The following is a 17,591-nucleotide window of genomic DNA, read 5'->3' as shown; positions in this document are numbered from 1 at the left end:
TTTCACCTTCTCATTTAAATTGTTTCATAAGTTTGGTATTCTTCTTCTCCAAGCGCTAGCTTTGCTTTCATATGATCTTCTTCCCTTTGGAAACTAATACGTAATACCCCAAGCAGTCCTTCACGCGCTTCTAATATTTGCAAGTTCGTAATACTAATTTCCTCGCGCGCTAAAATACTCGTAATATGAGCCAATGCCCCCACCTTGTCTAATACATCAACGTATAAGTCGTGATAGGCAGGAATTGCACCACTCTTTCTTACTGGTAAAGAATCACGGTATTCTTTCGCATCTGCAAAATAGTTTTGAATCTCGCCTGCATCTCCGGTAGAAACTGTCTTATATAAACCTTCCATTTCAGAGATCCACTCTTTTAATAATACCATTAAATGCTCTCGATTTTGCTTTACAATATCACTCCACATTTTCGGACTACTAGATGCGATACGTGTAATGTCTTTGAAACCTCCAGCAGCGAGTTGATGAATGAGCGGATTATCTCCTGCATGTTTCTCAACTTGCTTTACTAAACCTGCTGCGATAAGATGCGGGAAATGACTAACAATCCCTGTTACATAATCATGTTCTTCTGTATTTAAAACAAGAAAATGAGATCCTGTTCCTTTTAACCATACTTTAAGGTCTTCCACTTGTTCATTTGGTATATGATTCATCGGTGTTAAAATGTAAAATGCATTTTCAAATAAATGCGCCTTTGCGCTTTCAACTCCCGTTTTATGAGAACCCGCCATCGGATGTCCCCCAATGAAAGAAACTTCCTTTGAAAATAAAGCTTCCGCTTCGTTCATAATAGACCCTTTTGTACTACCTACATCAGTCACTATAACATCTTCTCGTAAACGGAATGACGCAAGTTTGTGTAATAGTTTCTTCGTTTCTTCAACTGGAGAAGCAAAAATAATTAAATGTGCCTCTTCACATGCATGCTGTAAATCAACTGCTACTTCATCTACTACGTGTAATTCTTTTGCACGCTCTACTTGCTCTTTAAATATATCGTAACCTGTTATCGTTACATCGTGCTCTTTCTTAATCGCTAATGCGAGAGAGCCTCCGATTAAACCAGTTCCAATTAAAACTACCTTTTTACGCATTTGCCTCATCTCGAGACTTACTTTTTTTGTTTTCAAAGTGTTGTTTTAACACTGAAATCACTCCTTCATTTTGCTCCCTTGTTCCGACTGTAATACGGACACCATTCGGGAACGGACGAATAATAAATCCTGCATGTGCACAAGCTTCATAAATCTCTCCTGCATTCTCAACTGGCAAGAAGATGAAATTTGTTTGTGATGGATAAAATGGAATTTCATTTTCCTTACAAAAGCTTTCGTATTGTTGTAATCCCTCTGTATTCACACGAACTATTTCCTCAATAAACTCATCGTCACCAAAAGCAATCGTCGCTGCTTTTTGCGCTAATGAAGATACGTTAAATGGCAAACGTACGACATTTAATTTCTCAATTAGCTCTTCCTGTCCGATCGCATATCCTACGCGGAAAGAAGCTAATCCATATGCTTTAGAAAACGTTCTAAGTACAAGAATGTTTTTATGTTTTTCTAAAAGCGGTAATGTCTCAGGGAAATCTTTTGCTGTTACGTATTCATAGTACGCTTCATCAATGACAATTAACGTATTTTCACTAATGCCTTCAATAAATTGAGTTAATTTTTGCTCATTCACATATGTGCCCGTCGGGTTGTTCGGATTACAAATCCATACGATTTTCGTATTATTATTTACCGCTGACAAAATTTCGTCTAAATCGTATACACCATTATTTAAAGGAATTTCTTTCACTTCACAGCCTTCAATAATCGCATGATGACGGTATTGCGGGAATGTTGCACCTGCTGTTACAATGTTATCTCCCGCTCGTAATACGGCGCGGCTTATTATTTGAATGATTTCATCTAAACCACTACCACAAAGTACTTGTTCCATTTGCACATGCAACTTATCCGCGATTGTTTGACGGAGCGTCGTAGCACCTCCGTCAGGATATAAAGCATGTTCCAACCAAGATTTTTGCAACTCTTCTAAAACTCTCGGTGAACAACCGAATGGATTTTCATTCGATGCTAATTTCACAAACGAATGATCTCCGTACACTTCTTTCATTTGTTCTGGTGATTTACCTGGTTTATATGGTTGTAATGATGATAGTTGATCTTTTACTTGCACGTTAAACCCACCTTTTTATTAAAATTCTTTTGCGTAGTTATTGTGTTGCATAATGTTTTGTTTTAATAATTCCATACGATCTTTTCCGAATTGTTCGACTAGTGCATCTGCAAGTTCCCATGCTACAACAGATTCAGCTACTACACCCGCTGCTGGTACTGCGCAACTATCAGATCTTTCAATACTCGCTTGGAATGCTTCCTTCGTATCAATATCAACGCTTGCTAACGGTTTGTATAATGTAGGAATTGGCTTCATAACGCCTCTTACGACAATTGGCATACCTGTTGTCATACCGCCTTCTAAACCACCGGCATTATTCGTTTTTCTCGTGTATCCTTTTTCTTCATCCCACAGAATTTCATCATGCACTTTACTTCCTGGTTGTCTTGCCGCTTCAAAACCTAAGCCAATTTCAGCACCTTTAAATGCATTTATACTCATAATTGCACCAGCAAGTTTTGCATCTAATTTACGATCGTAATGAACGTAACTACCAACGCCAATTGGCATACCTTCTGCAATAACTTCCACAATACCACCGATTGAATCTCCGCTACTTTTTGCGTTGTCAATCGCATCCATCATTTCTTGCTCTACTTCTTTATCTAAACATCGAACTGGTGAGTTTTCAGTTATCGTTTGAATTTCTTCAATCGGTAAGTTTGAAATATGTTTTGCTTTTACTCCACCAATTTCAAGAACATGTCCTGCAATTTTTACGCCTAATTCGCTTAAAATTTGTTTTGCAACTGCACCAGCAGCTACACGAACTGTCGTTTCTCTTGCAGATGAGCGCTCTAATACGTTTCTTATATCACGATGACCATATTTAATTGCTCCATTTAAATCCGCATGTCCTGGACGTGGTTTTGTAATTGTACGTTTCATGTCCTTACTTTCTTTTTCAGAAATTGGCTCAGCACCCATTACTTTCGTCCAATGTTTGAAATCATCATTTTTTACGATTAACGTAATCGGTGATCCAAGTGTCATCCCGTGACGAACACCACTTACAATTTCAACTGTATCTGTTTCAATTTGCATGCGTCTTCCGCGTCCATGACCTTTTTGTCTTCTTAATAATTCTTTATTAATATGTTCCGCCGTAAGTGTCAAACCTGCTGGTACACCTTCTAAAATAACTGTTAACTGCGGTCCATGTGATTCTCCAGCTGTAATGTATCTCATTTCTCTTGCCCCTTTACTATTTTTTTGTACAAAAAAGTCCCTACTGAGCGCTCAGTAGGGACGATGTTTATCGCGGTACCACCCTAGTTGTAGACAACTGTCGTCTACCTCTCTTCTTCTTTAACGATCGTTTGACCGTCTTCCCCTCCATAAGTTGTCGAGAAAGATGCTCCAAGGCTGTAATTCATGCTTACCTTTGTACTGATTCACACCAGCCATCAGCTCTCTTTAACAGTGAGATAAGCACTACTGTTTCCTCTTCAACGCATATATGATATGGAATTAAGATAATTTATTTTTGAAACCTTTTAACTCATCCATGAATCTATGGAATTCTGGAATGTCCATTTGTTGTGCAGAATCTGACAATGCAACTGCTGGATCTGGATGAACTTCAGCCATTACTGCATCTGCGCCAATTGCAAGTGCCGCTTTCGCTGTTGGTAATAATAAATCTCTGCGTCCAGTTGAATGTGTTACATCAACGATAACTGGTAAATGTGTTTCTTTCTTTAAAATTGGTACTGCAGAAATGTCTAATGTGTTACGTGTTGCTCTTTCGTATGTGCGGATACCACGCTCACAAAGAATAATTTGATCGTTACCTTGCGCAATGATGTATTCCGCTGCATTAATGAACTCATCAATTGTTGCTGCTAATCCACGTTTTAATAATACTGGTTTGTTAACTTTACCTACAGCTCGTAATAAATCGAAGTTTTGCATGTTACGTGCGCCAACTTGAATTACATCAACGTAGTCTAATGCCATTTCAACATCGTTCGGATTTAAAATTTCACTAATAATTGCTAAGTCGAACTCGTCTGCTACTTGGCGTAAAATTTGTAGTCCTTCTACTCCTAAACCTTGGAAATCGTATGGAGATGTTCTCGGTTTGAATGCACCACCGCGCATTAATTTTAAGCCTTGGTCTTTCATCGCTTGCCCTACTTGACGAACTTGCTCTAAGCTTTCTACTGCACAAGGTCCCATGATGAACGTTTGTGTTCCGTTTCCAATCAATTCACCTTTTACATCAACGATTGTATTTTCTTGTTTCTTTTTACGTGATACTAGTAACGCTTTACGGTTATCATCTTCTTGTAACTCTAAGCTTGCTTTGAAAATCGTTTTGAAAATATGTTGAACTGTTGATGTTTCGAATGGTCCTTCGTTATGCTCTGCGATCATATCAAGTACTTCACGCTCACGTACTGGATCAAAGCGTTTCGTACCTTGTACTTGCTTTTGTTCTCCAATTTTTTGAACGATTTCACCACGTTTGTTTAAAAGGTGTAATAGTTGTAAGTTAATTTCATCTACCTGTTTACGTAATTGATCTAATTCATGATTTGCCATTTGGAAATCCTCCTCTAATGTTTTAAAAGTATAGTAAGAGAATAAAAGATTCTCTATTTTCTGAACTGGTTAATTATACAAATTTATAGTGGAATCGATACCTCTTCTTATTTTAAACTAATAATTCGTACAAAGACATGAACTACTAGTTAAAAAGCCACTTTTTTGTACAAAAAAGCCCTACTGATCCAATCAGTAGGGACGATATTTATCGCGGTACCACCCTAGTTGTAGACTTCTTTCGTCTACCTCTCTTCATTGTTAACGATCATCTGACCGTCTTTCCCTTCATAAAGACAATACTATCTTTACTACGAAAAAGATGCTCCAGGACTGTAATTCGCTCTTGTTTTTGTACTGGTTCGCACCAACCACCAGCTCTCTGTTACAGGGAAACAACAACTACTGCTTTTCCTTTCAATGCATGACTATTTTATTTTCAAGTTGGACCACTAAAATACAAAAAGTCCCTACTGAATAAATCAGTAGGGACGATATTTATCGCGGTACCACCCTAGTTGTAGACTAACTTTCTGTCTACCTCTCTTCACTGTTAACGATCAATTGACCGCTTTTTCCTCATAAAGACAAACTATCTTTATTACGAAAAAGATGCTCCAAGACTGTAATTCATGATTATCCCTGTACTGGTTCACACCAACCACCAGCTCTCTGTTACAGTAAGACTAACCACTACTGTGATCTCTTCATTGCACTTTGTTTATTCAAATGTTTTTGAAATTGAATAAGTATGATTCGTATTATAGAACGCTTTTCAAAACACTGTCAACAACTTTTTATATATTTTTTAAAATTCCACTTTCGTCCTATAATTCTTCTTGTAAATCACCCATTACAATTCCTATGCGAATTATTTCATTTTCTAGTAAATGTAAAACATATTCCTCTACTCCATACTGAACTAATAATTCTTTTATTTTTATGATTTCTTTTTCAAATAAATCGGCTTCTTGACATGTTTGTAGTAAAATAAAAAACACATTTGCAAACATTTCTTTATGCGCTTTCATACTTTCTTTCTTATGAAGCATTTCAATCAATAACTGCTTCATTTCCTCACCTGTACATTTACCATTTACACTTGAAAATGCACGAGACATAATACATAATCCTTTTTCTAATATTTCATCCATGTATAAAATAATACGTAAAAGCATTACATATTCTCTCGCTGTTATCTCACCCATTTTTGGTCGTTCTCGCAAAAATACACTGAGCCAAGCTGTCCAAAATTTTCGTTGTTCTTTTACACTTAATGTTTTGACGTAATAGCATAAAAACTGCATAAATTTAATTTTATTTTCTTCATTTTCTAATACGAGTAAAGGGTATAACCAATCTGTTTTTTGCTCCCAATATAGTACACATTTAATAAATACAAAGCTAAGCCACTTCAAGAAAGCTTCCCTCGTATGCGGATGTAATACTTCCAAATGTTCTATCGCATACTTAATAAAACGCTTCATTTCTGTAAATAAAGGTAAATTTATTTGCGTGTAACATAAACCAGCCCATGCATATTCCGTAATTTCATTTTGTTTTTTTAAATCTAAGTATGGTAACAAATATTTTCGGCACCATTGCTTTTCAATATGATATAGAAATGTAATATCTGCTATTAAACGAGCAAACATAAAGTTTGTTCGTACTGAATTAACTCTTACTTGTTCTTCAAATAAAAATAAATATTCATATACATTACGATCGTATAAATGATCATATGATAACAACTTTAATAATACAGCCGTCATTTTTCCAACAGGATGCTGAATTGATTCATTGTAAAAATCTTGTTTTCCAAGCTTAAAATCCGTATCACTCTTCATAACTTGAGGAAACACTGAAAAAGCAAAGCGTTTTACAACACGTATACTATTCTCTTCTAACTCTTCTAGTCGATTACTAATTTCATATAGAAAACTACTAATTAACCAATGAAAAGCAGTATTTCTAACAAATTTCTGCAATAACGGAATAATTTTTTGGATTTGATCATTTGTCAATCCTCTGTTATTTCGCCATTCTCTAATACAAACAAACCATACTTCATTACTTATTTCTTGCACTCCTACTAATTGATATGCGAATGAAATACTCCACTCTGTATTCAATTTACATGCTTTTGATAACATCTCTAAAAAATGGCGTTGTTCAAAAACACCATCTTGCGAAAATTGCCGAACTTGCTTCATAATTTCAACATCTTTCAGCTGCAATAATCCGTCAGCTGTTACATTACAAGTAATGCTTTGCGCTGTATCCTCTTTCTTTTGTACACTGTATCGTTCAGAATGAAAATGAGGATGCTTTTGCTTCATTAACTCATACCCATTTGCCGTAGATGGACTATTTGAATCACACTTGAATAATAAGTCTAATACGAGACATGCATCAAATACTCTCTCTTCTGTAAGACGCTTTATTACAGTTCGAGTGACTTCTTCTTTTGTTTTTTCCAAACAATGTGCATAATGACTTTTTAAAAGTTGGAAAACTTCATGTTTATAAGTGAAATCTAAAAGAAGTCCTTCCTGTAACAACCATTTCATTTTGTCATCTACACGAACAAAAATATTTTTATTCATCGCATCAATTGCAATTCGCTTTTGAAGTACACTATTCGCTTCTATCATTTCTGTAATATAATAATCCGCTTTTTTCTCATTGTTTTCACATAAATAAGTTAGACACTCTTTTACAATTTGTATTAAAAATGCAAGATCATTTTGATGAAACTCTTTTTCTACATCTTCCGTATTTCTTTTTTTCAGTGCCGTTTGTCTTAATGACAACATTCTCAATTTTTCTAATCCGATCATCATAATTGGAACAGCATAATAGGCGATATATGGCCTCATCTTTTCGTTCCAAATTTGCTCCACATGAGAAAATGTAGATACTGGTAAGCGACTCGATTCCTCGAGTTCTATTGATTCTTGCGTATCATTTCCCCATTTTCTTACACGTTTCAACTTCAGCTTTCCGTCTAAAATAAAAGTTAGTAACAATAAGGCAATTTCTTTATGCTCAGGAAAAGAACATTTTTGCAATAACTTAGAAATCTTTTCTATAGAACTACTATCTTTTTCAGCAGTTTCTAATAAAAGGAGTGTCCACCTGGCAAACAACAATGGGTCCATCTCACTCTTCGTTTCGTTTAAGTAGTTACAAATTGTTTTCCATAATAACGTTGATATTTTAGAATGATTTTTATAAATTAATTGAAATAATTCTTTCTGATGACTAAAAAGAAATTGTTCCACTAACCATTCTGCAAGTAATTCATCTACTTCATTATAGTTTGGCGTAAGCATAAACAAATTTTGTAATTTACCTTCTGCTTCTAACCATTCGACCCATTCATAATCGTGAGCAAATTCCACAAAGTAACGAACTGTTTCAATTTTTTTAATTGATTGCTTTATGTATGATAATTGTTCCTGTTCTACTGACGGGGGAACCGTTACAATATCCCGAATACGCATTCTTTTCGTAATATAATTATCACCCATTAATTCCGCCCAGCGTTTTACCGCTTTTACGAGGGATTGATGATTATTCACTTTATTCGGATACACAATCGGTCTTATCCCCAAATGTTCCCAGTGGTACGTATTTTCTCCTTGTGCGACGAAAGCAAATCGTCTTGTACTTGGTGGTAAACCAGTTGCTAAATATTTCATTACTGGGTCATTATGACTATATCCAACGAATAAAACGGTGTAATTTGAGAATAGATCGACTAAAAATCTTCTCGCCCACCCTTCCGTTAAGTAAGCCCTTCCAAAATCACCGTCTGTTAAAATTAAAGCCTCTTTCTCCTGTTCTACATTACCATGTATATAAGCAAGACCTTTAAAAGCTCTCCCAGTCGGTAAAGCTGGAGCGTAATAAACATTGATATCTCTATTTATTTCTTTAATTGCAGTTGTAAAATGTTGATCAAAATTTGTTGTTACAATGCGGATATCTGTATCTAAAGGAAATAACCTTGGAATTGCATAATGTAATGGATTCGGTTTTGATTTCTCTATATGAACAAGATCTCTTGCGACTTGATGTACATCTTTTGTTTTCGCAATTTTACCAAGATAATAATCATGTGGTTCTGTTATTTCACGCTTTTCGACATATAACGTTTTTGCAATTTCATCAACTAAATCATCAAAATTTGGTAAGTTTGATTTCCCTTTCATAGAAACTCCCGCTCCAACAAATAACACTAACTTTCCTTGCTCAATGTGATCAATTAACTCATCTGGAATTTCTACTTCTGAAGTAATCCACATCCTGGATTCCCCCTTACCTAAAAATGTCATACACTCTCATTTTACTATAACATTTTTTCGTTATTTTTATAATATTTAGACTAAATCCCGAACATGAAAAAGTTTTATGTAAATAAATCCGTTACAATGTATGAACTCCAGAATTTATTGCAAAACTATGTATAAATCGGAGGTGTAAATTTTGAATGATTTCACAGTAGTGCTTATCAAGTTTATATCGTGCATTATCGCATTTAGCATTGGGCTTGCTTTATTTTTCCCTGCAACGTTTGTTCAAATTATTTCATTCAGTCTCTTTGTTACAATCGTATCCTACATGTTCGTTGATAAAATTATTTTAAATCGAATTGGCAATACTGGTGCCATTATGTCGGATTTCTTATTAACATATTTAAGCGTATGGATTTTCGGTAATATTTTATTAGACAACTATATGCAAATTGCATGGGGCAGTATCCTTTCTGCCATCGTCTTCACTTTATCTGAAGTAATCGTTCATCGCTTCTCTAACTCTCATACAAGGCACAACAATGATAACATTCGTATTAATCGCCGCTTTGCATATGGTACGGAGTTTGCTGAAGAACAAAATATATTGGATAAAGACAAGAAAAAGTAACATTTTAATGCAGGAGCACCCTTTTTAATTATGTGGTGCTCCTTTTTTGTATATTTTTATTATGGTACGTGAAATTATATAAACGATTATTTCAAAATATCGACTTACCAACAATATTTGACGCTATTTTTCTAATAAAAAAACTGCCTCTTATTTAGAGGCAGCCACTTTCAAGTCTTTTAATGCAACAACATCCGCAAACGCTCCCAATACTGTGTTATGATGTTTCACAATATCTTCAGCACGTAACACTTCTGTATTAAATGTACTATGCGCATCACTCACTAACGTTACTTTATATCCTTCACTACATGCTCTGCGCGTTGTCGTATCTACACAATACTCTGTTTGCATTCCCGAAAGAATAACGTGTTCAATTCCTTTCTCTTGTAACACTTCGCTTAAGTTTGTCTTATGGAATGAATCTGGCGTCGTCTTTTCAACAATATCATCCCCTTCTTGCGGAGCGATTGTTGCATGGATTCGCCATCCATCCGTACCTTTTTCTAACGGATGGTCTTTAGGACCGTTATGTTGGACATAAATAACTGGAATATCATTTGAACGACATTCCCCAATAAGCTCTTGCAATGTTTGTAAAAACTTTCCCCCATTATGTACTGGCATTCCAGCTGTATACATACCGGCTTGCACATCAATTACGATTAATGCTTTTTTCATTTCACACAGCTCCCTTCGTTTATATAAGCCATTGCATATTCATTATAATTGTTTGTATTCCATCATCCAACAATCTTCTAGTTCCCCCTCATGCAGCTCATGTTCCTTTAAAATCTTTACTTTTTTAAATCCGCATTTTTCATAACACTTTATCGCTCGTTCATTATTTACTTTCGGATCCATTGCGATTGCTTCTGCTCCCATTTCACCCATAATGTATGTAATTGCTGCCTGAACGAGTTTTTGTCCAATTCCTTTTCCCCAATAGACTGGTTCACCGATAAATTGATCCATTCCCCATACATTTTGTGATTCTTTATAGCCATATATCGCTTTCCACTCTGAATCAACTGGGTACATTTGTATGTAACCAATCGGAACGGTATCAAATTCTATTAAACATCTATTTTCATTACTGTTTGGATTATGCATAAAATGATCAAGCACCTTTTCTACAGATTGCGGATTATCTCGCCCTTCGTAATACCGCAGGACTGCTGGGTCCGTTAACCATTTAGAAATGATAGCTGCATCATTTTCCATTACGTATCTAATCAATAAACCTTCTTTTTGAAAAAGCATATTATACCTCTATTATTCCTTTATATTTTTTCTTGATGTTACATCTTTCATTGCACCTACTAATGCATATGGTAGTAATGTAATCGCAAAAAATGCTGTAAATACGTTAAATTGCGGGATTGTATAGAGTGTGAACCATTCAGTGAAAAATTGAGAATTTAATATTCTATTAAAAAACTCTCCGCCTGGCCTAAAGTTTGGTGCCCACGCAGTTATTTCACACAAAATAAACAGTAACTGAACAATAAAAAATGCCCCTAGATAACGAAACCAAGTCCGTTTCCATATAGGTTGTGCATTTTTTAATATATCCCCCATCTAATCCCCTCCTTAAATATTCATCATATTAATTATACACTTTCCTCACTTTATTTGTTAAAATTTTCTATATAATTAATACCGTTGGGGGAATACATTATGTCTAAACCTATACTTACATCCACTTTAATCATTCTTAGAGGAAACTCCGCAAGTGGTAAAACAACGATTGCAAAGCAACTACAAGAATATTTCGGACAAGGTACACTTTTAGTATCACAGGATGTTGTGCGTAGAGATATGTTTAGAGTACACGACACAATGGGTAATTTATCACATGATTTACTATTTGAAATTACAAAGTACGGAAAAGGAAAATGTGAATTTGTTATTTTAGAAGGTATATTGGACAGTCGTAGGTATGGTGAGATGTTAAAAGAATTAATTCGTTATTTTGATGAAAATGCATTTACATATTATTTTGATTTATCATTAGAGGAAACTATTAGACGACATAACACAAGGGACAAACGATATGAATTTGGTGAAGATTCCCTCCAAAAATGGTATAATCCGCACGGTACAATTGAGGTTGCCAGAGAAACTATTTTTACAGATAACTTTACGCAAAAAGATATATTTGATGCGATTCTTAATGATGTTGCGATACAAAAACAAGACTAATATAATATGTTAGTCTTGTTATGTACTTTGTGTTTCCGTTTTTATAATTGAACAATCTTGACATAAATAAAAATAAATATTCATTTCCCCAAACTGGAAATCAACTACTGAAATAAGTCCGCGTTCCTCGATATCTTGTGTAATTGTAGCAACATACTTCATCTCTTTAGAACAAGTTGGACACGCCAAATGCTCTGGAAGATCCGCATATAATGGTGCCCCTAATAATCTACATACATATTCAGAACCGAACAAGTCAAAAGCTTCCCAGTAACTATCTTCATCTGTAGGTATATCTTCATTTTTCATATTTATAAGCTTTACCGTTGTTTTTGGTAATGAAACTGGTAACTTATCTTCCTCTTCCATTATCCATTCTTCTGTATTTTGCTGCTTTATGATTTGAACTGTTTTACCTCCATCACTTAACTGAAAATATTGCGGTTCCCACACCATCGCGCAGTTCAAGCATGAAACGAATGGTAAAATATTTAGTTCATTACTTTTAAGTTCAGCAAGTCTCCCATCTTTTAAATCAAAACAGAGAATTTGATGCATCTTCTCACCGCATAACTTACATACTGGCAAATTACAATCTTGACCGCCAAAGTAATGATTATATGAACCTCTTCCTTCAATTACTCTATACCCTTTCCGCTCATTACAATGTGCGCCATATAATTCTATTGTCATATTCTATCCTCGCCTTTTATAAGAATGATTCACAAAATGATAATAATTAAGACTAAAAAACATCGTCTTCCTGAATAGTTTCCATAATAAATTCTTTTAAACTCGGAGATATTTCTTCCATTTCGTCATCCGCGTGATACCAAATATATATATTTTATCATCCGTTTTTCCATTATTTATTTTAAAGCACAATTTATCCCCTGAACCATCGTCACCAATTATGATAAGATTTTCTGGTATAGACTCATCTCTCATGTCAATGTTTTGTCTAACAATATCATCCCAAGTTTTCGTTACATTTCTATTATCTTTAATCGGATATAGTATCCATTCCCCTATTTCAGCATTATTAACTAATTTAATAAGATCCCTATATTGATTTGGGAAAGCAGCACCTAGCTTTTCTTCCGTTTCTTTTATTTGCAACTCCAATACACCTTGTTTCTTTGTTTCAATATATTCTCTTACTTCTTTCATGAAATACACCTATCCTTTGAACTTAATTACACTATTATGAGTGAAAGTGTTTAGTAAACGATTTGATCCGATTTATATATTTCATTATACGTTAACCCTTCGTTTTCAACATACTATTCTTCTCTACTTCTCAATAACCTTCTGTTCTACTTCCTTACCTCATTCTTAATAGTTTTTCTAAACATGAGACAATTTTTATGTTTTATTACAGGTTTATTAATAAGTCATTTAAAAATCCTATTATACTTCTACTAAAAAAATAAAAGCCAGCCTCAATAAAGAGAACTGACTTCTATTTGGATCATTATAGTTACTATAAAATTTTTACTTTAACAGTTTTTCTTCCCCAATTCATAGCTTTACTTTTTGACCCCATTAATACATCAATACGATTACCTTTAATTGCGCTTCCAGTATCACCAGCGATAGCTTCTCCATAACCTTCTACCCATACTTTAGATCCTAATGGGATTACTTTCGGGTCAACTGCGATAATTCTCATATTCGGATTTGCCGTTAAATCATGCCCCATCGCAGTTAAAACGCGTCCACCATATGTACCATTTTCACTTGGATCAGCAGTATACGCTGTCGCTACTACCGTTAATTCACGTTTAGCAGACTGTATGTTGTTTTTTGATACTTCTTTCGCTCTCTCTTCTTCTTTAGCCTTTGCTATTTCTCTTGCTCTTTCTTCTTCCTTAGCTTTTGCTATTTCTCTTGCTTTTTCTTCTTCTTTAGCTTTAGCTTTTGCTATTTCTCTTGCTCTCTCTTCTTCTTTAGCTTTTGCTATTTCTTTTGCTTTTGCTATTTCTTTTGCTTTCTCTTCTTCTTTAGCTCTTGCTATTTCTCTTGCTTTCTCTTCTTCTTTAGCTTTTGCTATTTCTTGCGCTTTTTCTTCTTCTTTAGCTTTTACTTCTTCTTTAGCTTTTACTTCTTCTTTAGGCTTTACCATTTCTTGCGCTTTCGGTTCTTCTTTAACTTTTACTTCTTCTTTGACTTTTGCCTCTTCTTTAGGCTTTACTATTTCTTGCGCTTTCGGTTCTTCTTTAACTTTTACTTCTTCTTTGACTTTTGCCTCTTCTTTAGGCTTTACTATTTCTTGTGCTTTTACTTCTTCTTTAACTTTTACTTCTTCTTTAACTTTTGCCTCTTCTTTAGGCTTTACTATTTCTTGTGCTTTCGGTTCTTCTTTAACTTTTACTTCTTCTTTAGGCTTTACTATTTCTTGTGCTTTCGTTGTTTCTTTCGCTTTTGCTACTTTCTGCGTCTTTACTTCTTTCTTTTCTTTAACTGATTTTTGTACTTTCGCTACTTGCTTCGTTTTCTCTTCAGTTTTCTTTTCAGTTGGTGCTGTACTTGATAGGAAAGAAACGTTTGCATAAGCAATTTTTCCTTTATACTCAAATTCCAACCATCCGTCTTTTACTTGATGCGTTGATTCAATTACATCATCTTTTTTTAGTCTGCCAAGAATTTCTGAATCTGTGTTTGCTTCGGTACGTACATTTAACAAATTCGCCGTTACATGATACACATCTTTTGTAAACTCCGAACTTACAAACACTTCTTTACCGTTCAATTCAATTTTTGACCAGCCATCTTCGGTATTGATGACTTTTAACTCTTGCCCATTCTTTACTTTTTCGACCACTTTTGATTCTGTAGTCGGTTTTTCACGTACGTTAAGTACATCTGCTGTTACGATTGTTTCTGCGGTAGCAGTTGTGGTAAACGCCCCCAATCCAAAAATAGTTGCTGTTGCTGCGCCAATTACTTTTTTCATATTAGCCTCCATTATATTTTTTGAATTTTATCAAATGCCTCTGTAAAATTGTATAATTTCACATAATATCAAAACATTTGCAACAGTATATTAATACGGCTTAATATACTGTTATTAAAACTCCTCACTTCAATACTAACAAATTCTTATTTCTAATTCTATATATTATAAATCTCCTTATCTTTTATAAAAGCTTCATGCCCTTCTTCACACTAAATAGTTGTTGCAATTCCCGCCAAAAATAAACTTACGATTGCTAAAATTTGAGTAGCGACTATAGCCCCTCTTAAATGAAACTTATAATCTTTATATCCTTTCATACCTGCCGTACTAGGAATCACAACAAACCTTGGAGTAATCCAGCAAAAAATTAGCCAATCAATTATAAGTAAATCTACTAAATTGAAAATCATTAAAATACCAAAAGTGTGTAAATAAGCATCCATATACATTAATTTTTCATGCTTATGTAATATATATGTAGAAACGAAAGGACAACCGAAAAGAATAGCATTGTATACAATATTAAAGTAAATGGTTTGCTTTTTTTCATGAATCGATTTTGGAAAAACTACTTTTTGAATATCTTTCGGATAATCAGTTAACGATAGTCGAGGATTATAATATAAGGACCCTAAAATCATTACGGATAGTACAATAGACATGATGACACCAACGTACATCATTTGCTCAAATTGATTCATACGCTTCATTCACCCTTTTCTGTAATTACTATGTTAATCATTCACTTAATTACACATTGTATGTACGTACATAATCAAAAATTAACAACTAGCTTTAATAGCGAAGCAAACAGATGTAAACGTACTAAAAGCAATGATTGATCCAAATAATATCCCTTCTCGCAAAATTTTACTAAGCGTAGGTTTTACATCGGAGAAAGTTTGTGAGATTGATGGATTACCTGGGGAGATTTTGAGCACATACATATAATTACAAAAAGGCAGTGCTACTTATGTAGCACTGCCTTTTTCTTTATTGGAATAATCCTCTTCCTTTATTCATTTACTTATAAAGTATTGTCAGTTCTTCTTTATGTTCTGTATTTCCACATTATAAATATTTCACGTCAAGGAGAGATGACTGAAATGAATAATCAAAAAATTGAACTTACTGGTCGTATCGTTACACCTAATGATCCTGATTATAATTCAGCGCGTGAAGAATTCAATACATTCTTCAACAAATTTCCGTTAATCATTGTTTTTGCTCAAAATACACAGGATGTAGTAAACGCCGTTCGCTGGTCAAGGCTACATAAAGTTCCTATACGCATGCGCTCTGGACGTCATAATTATGAGGCATTATCCGTCAGTAATGCTGGTCTTGTAATTGATGTAAGTGAAATGAAACAATTAGAAATAGATCACAATAATGGAACTGTAACTATTGGGACAGGATGGAGAAATATTTCTTTAATTGAAACACTTGCAGCTGAAGGGTTAGTTGTGCCGAGTGGTGTTTGTCCTACTCCCGGGATTGCAGGTGTTACTTTAGGTGGCGGACATAGTATTCTCTCTCGTCCGTTTGGATTAACTCTCGATCATTTACTTGAATTAGAAATGGTAGACGCGAATGGTTGTATAATACGCGCTAACGCCAAGTGTAACTCTGATCTCTATTGGGCTTCGCGCGGTGCTGGCGGTGGTAACTTTGGAATATGTACTTCGTTTAAGTTTCGAACACATAAAATTAATACGGTAGGATTTGCAGAAATAAGCTGGGGGATATCAGATTTAAAACCTGTATTAACCTCTTGGCAAGAATATACGCTACCTTGCGCTAATAAACGACTTACAACTACTCTTTTTATGTCTGCAGGATTAGAACCATCATTATTAATGCAAGGTGTATTTCTCGGTTCTGTTCAAGAATTGCAGATGCAACTACAGCCATTACTAAAAGCCGGTTCACCACTGCAAGTAACTATCGAAGAAATACCATGGGCAGAAGCAGCAGCGAAAATAGCTGAGAAGCAACCTGCAACACCTTTACCATTTAAAAGTGTAGGTCCATATGTGTATGAACTACTACCAGAAGAAGGACTATCCATTATCGATCACTTTATTAATAATCTACCTCCCTTTTCCACTACCTCTGTATTTTTCCACGGATTAGGCGGTGCTGTTGCTGAGGTGCCAAATGAGGCGACTGCTTATTTTTACCGAAAAGCACTATCAAACATGTCAATATTCGCTACTTGGGAGCAACCAGAAGGTGCTGGCGGAAGTATTCGATGGGTTGAAGACTTCCGTTTGGCAATGCTTCCATTTACAAAAGGTGTCTATGTTAATACTCCTGACCTATCCATTAAAAATTGGCCAGATGCATACTTCAGTTGCAACTTTGACCGATTAATGGAAGTAAAAGCAAAATATGATCCGAAAAATGTCTTTAACTTTCCGCAAAGTATTCCGCTTTTTTAAACTATATATTCCACCTAATATATCAAAATATAAAACATCCATTTTTTAAATGGGTGTTTTATATACTAAGTTTACATAATATAATTATTAGTTACTTTTTTTGCTAAATATCTATTCAACAATCCAAAGTAACACTTTCTCAAACTCTTTTTTGGGCAACATACTTTCTTTTATATAGCCATTCTTTTAATTGTACTTCATCCAAAGTTTCGTTCCCCTCTCGTGATCTTTCACACTATATTCGCTCGTTTTTCACAAAAGGTACATTTTACATGAAAATTTATTTATTACAATAA

The 17,591-nt window shown here is 34.7% G+C and carries 14 protein-coding genes, 2 pseudogenes and 3 other annotated features; of the genes and pseudogenes, 4 read left to right on the top strand and 12 right to left on the bottom strand.

Annotated elements, in window-relative coordinates; genetic code table 11:
• Positions 1-14 precede the first annotated feature (14 nt).
• The 5 genes from tyrA to CQ064_RS23450 all read right to left on the bottom strand — a co-directional run bounded on the left by tyrA (position 15) and on the right by CQ064_RS23450 (position 9,068).
• Positions 15-1,115, bottom strand: a complete 1,101-nt coding sequence (tyrA, locus tag CQ064_RS23475; protein WP_001228132.1) for a prephenate dehydrogenase — start codon at positions 1,113-1,115, stop codon at positions 15-17.
• Entirely contained in the window at positions 1,108-2,208 is a 1,101-nt protein-coding gene (hisC, locus tag CQ064_RS23470; RefSeq protein WP_001197263.1) for a histidinol-phosphate transaminase, read from the bottom strand. The genes tyrA and hisC overlap by 8 nt, the downstream gene beginning before the upstream one ends.
• Positions 2,209-2,226: 18 nt before the next feature.
• A complete protein-coding gene (gene aroC, locus CQ064_RS23465) occupies positions 2,227-3,399 on the bottom strand; it encodes a chorismate synthase (protein WP_001269430.1) in 1,173 nt (390 codons plus the stop codon).
• Between the two features lie 53 nt (positions 3,400-3,452).
• Positions 3,453-3,672, bottom strand: a binding site (T-box leader).
• 9 nt (positions 3,673-3,681) lie between these two features.
• The gene (locus CQ064_RS23455; protein WP_001273575.1) at positions 3,682-4,758 is read right to left on the bottom strand and encodes a bifunctional 3-deoxy-7-phosphoheptulonate synthase/chorismate mutase; all 1,077 of its coding nucleotides are present in this window, start codon (positions 4,756-4,758) and stop codon (positions 3,682-3,684) included.
• A 194-nt stretch (positions 4,759-4,952) separates the two neighbouring features.
• Positions 4,953-5,188 (bottom strand) — a binding site (T-box leader).
• A 54-nt stretch (positions 5,189-5,242) separates the two neighbouring features.
• Positions 5,243-5,478 (bottom strand) — a binding site (T-box leader).
• A gap of 107 nt (positions 5,479-5,585) precedes the next feature.
• Positions 5,586-9,068 (bottom strand): DUF4020 domain-containing protein, encoded by a 3,483-nt coding sequence (locus CQ064_RS23450; RefSeq protein ID WP_000265171.1) that lies wholly within the window; start codon positions 9,066-9,068, stop codon positions 5,586-5,588.
• A gap of 181 nt (positions 9,069-9,249) precedes the next feature.
• Between CQ064_RS23450 and CQ064_RS23445 the strand changes: the two genes are divergently transcribed.
• Positions 9,250-9,687 (top strand): YndM family protein, encoded by a 438-nt coding sequence (locus CQ064_RS23445; protein ID WP_000997702.1) that lies wholly within the window; start codon positions 9,250-9,252, stop codon positions 9,685-9,687.
• A gap of 150 nt (positions 9,688-9,837) precedes the next feature.
• Here CQ064_RS23445 and CQ064_RS23435 read toward each other — a convergent pair whose 3' ends face one another.
• Genes CQ064_RS23435 through CQ064_RS23425 form a run of 3 tightly spaced genes read right to left on the bottom strand, consistent with a single transcriptional unit; the run spans position 9,838 to position 11,268 of the window.
• Complete coding sequence (locus CQ064_RS23435) at positions 9,838-10,368, bottom strand: cysteine hydrolase family protein (RefSeq protein WP_000709534.1); 531 nt, start codon at positions 10,366-10,368, stop codon at positions 9,838-9,840.
• A gap of 42 nt (positions 10,369-10,410) precedes the next feature.
• Complete coding sequence (locus tag CQ064_RS23430) at positions 10,411-10,950, bottom strand: GNAT family N-acetyltransferase (protein ID WP_000898784.1); 540 nt, start codon at positions 10,948-10,950, stop codon at positions 10,411-10,413.
• A gap of 12 nt (positions 10,951-10,962) precedes the next feature.
• On the bottom strand, positions 10,963-11,268 hold the full coding sequence (locus CQ064_RS23425) for a YfzA family protein (protein ID WP_000502339.1): 306 nt from the start codon (positions 11,266-11,268) through the stop codon (positions 10,963-10,965).
• A gap of 99 nt (positions 11,269-11,367) precedes the next feature.
• On the opposite strand from CQ064_RS23425, the gene CQ064_RS23420 reads away from it, so the two are divergent.
• Entirely contained in the window at positions 11,368-11,892 is a 525-nt protein-coding gene (locus tag CQ064_RS23420) for a kinase (protein WP_000042589.1), read from the top strand.
• Between the two features lie 18 nt (positions 11,893-11,910).
• Here the strand turns inward: CQ064_RS23420 and CQ064_RS23415 are convergent, their stop codons facing one another.
• The 4 genes and pseudogenes from CQ064_RS23415 to CQ064_RS23400 form a co-directional block, all read right to left on the bottom strand.
• Entirely contained in the window at positions 11,911-12,585 is a 675-nt protein-coding gene (locus tag CQ064_RS23415) for a hypothetical protein (RefSeq protein WP_000151353.1), read from the bottom strand.
• Between the two features lie 52 nt (positions 12,586-12,637).
• A pseudogene (locus CQ064_RS23410) lies at positions 12,638-13,062 on the bottom strand (SMI1/KNR4 family protein).
• A 313-nt stretch (positions 13,063-13,375) separates the two neighbouring features.
• The gene (entB, locus tag CQ064_RS23405; RefSeq protein ID WP_000755648.1) at positions 13,376-14,848 is read right to left on the bottom strand and encodes a cell wall-binding protein EntB; all 1,473 of its coding nucleotides are present in this window, start codon (positions 14,846-14,848) and stop codon (positions 13,376-13,378) included.
• Positions 14,849-15,060: 212 nt separating this feature from the next.
• Positions 15,061-15,552 (bottom strand): hypothetical protein, encoded by a 492-nt coding sequence (locus CQ064_RS23400; protein ID WP_001071236.1) that lies wholly within the window; start codon positions 15,550-15,552, stop codon positions 15,061-15,063.
• A gap of 85 nt (positions 15,553-15,637) precedes the next feature.
• On the opposite strand from CQ064_RS23400, the pseudogene CQ064_RS23395 reads away from it, so the two are divergent.
• Together CQ064_RS23395 and CQ064_RS23390 are read left to right on the top strand one after the other, a co-directional pair.
• Positions 15,638-15,802, top strand: a pseudogene (locus tag CQ064_RS23395) (GNAT family N-acetyltransferase); the annotation flags it as partial.
• A 155-nt stretch (positions 15,803-15,957) separates the two neighbouring features.
• The gene (locus CQ064_RS23390; RefSeq protein WP_001064644.1) at positions 15,958-17,295 is read left to right on the top strand and encodes an FAD-binding oxidoreductase; all 1,338 of its coding nucleotides are present in this window, start codon (positions 15,958-15,960) and stop codon (positions 17,293-17,295) included.
• Positions 17,296-17,591: the final 296 nt, after the last annotated feature.

The sequence above is a fragment of the Bacillus sp. MYb78 genome, assembly GCF_002975115.1.
Taxonomy (GTDB): Bacteria; Bacillota; Bacilli; order Bacillales; family Bacillaceae_G; genus Bacillus_A; species Bacillus_A cereus.
This window is presented reverse-complemented; position numbering and strand designations above follow the sequence as displayed.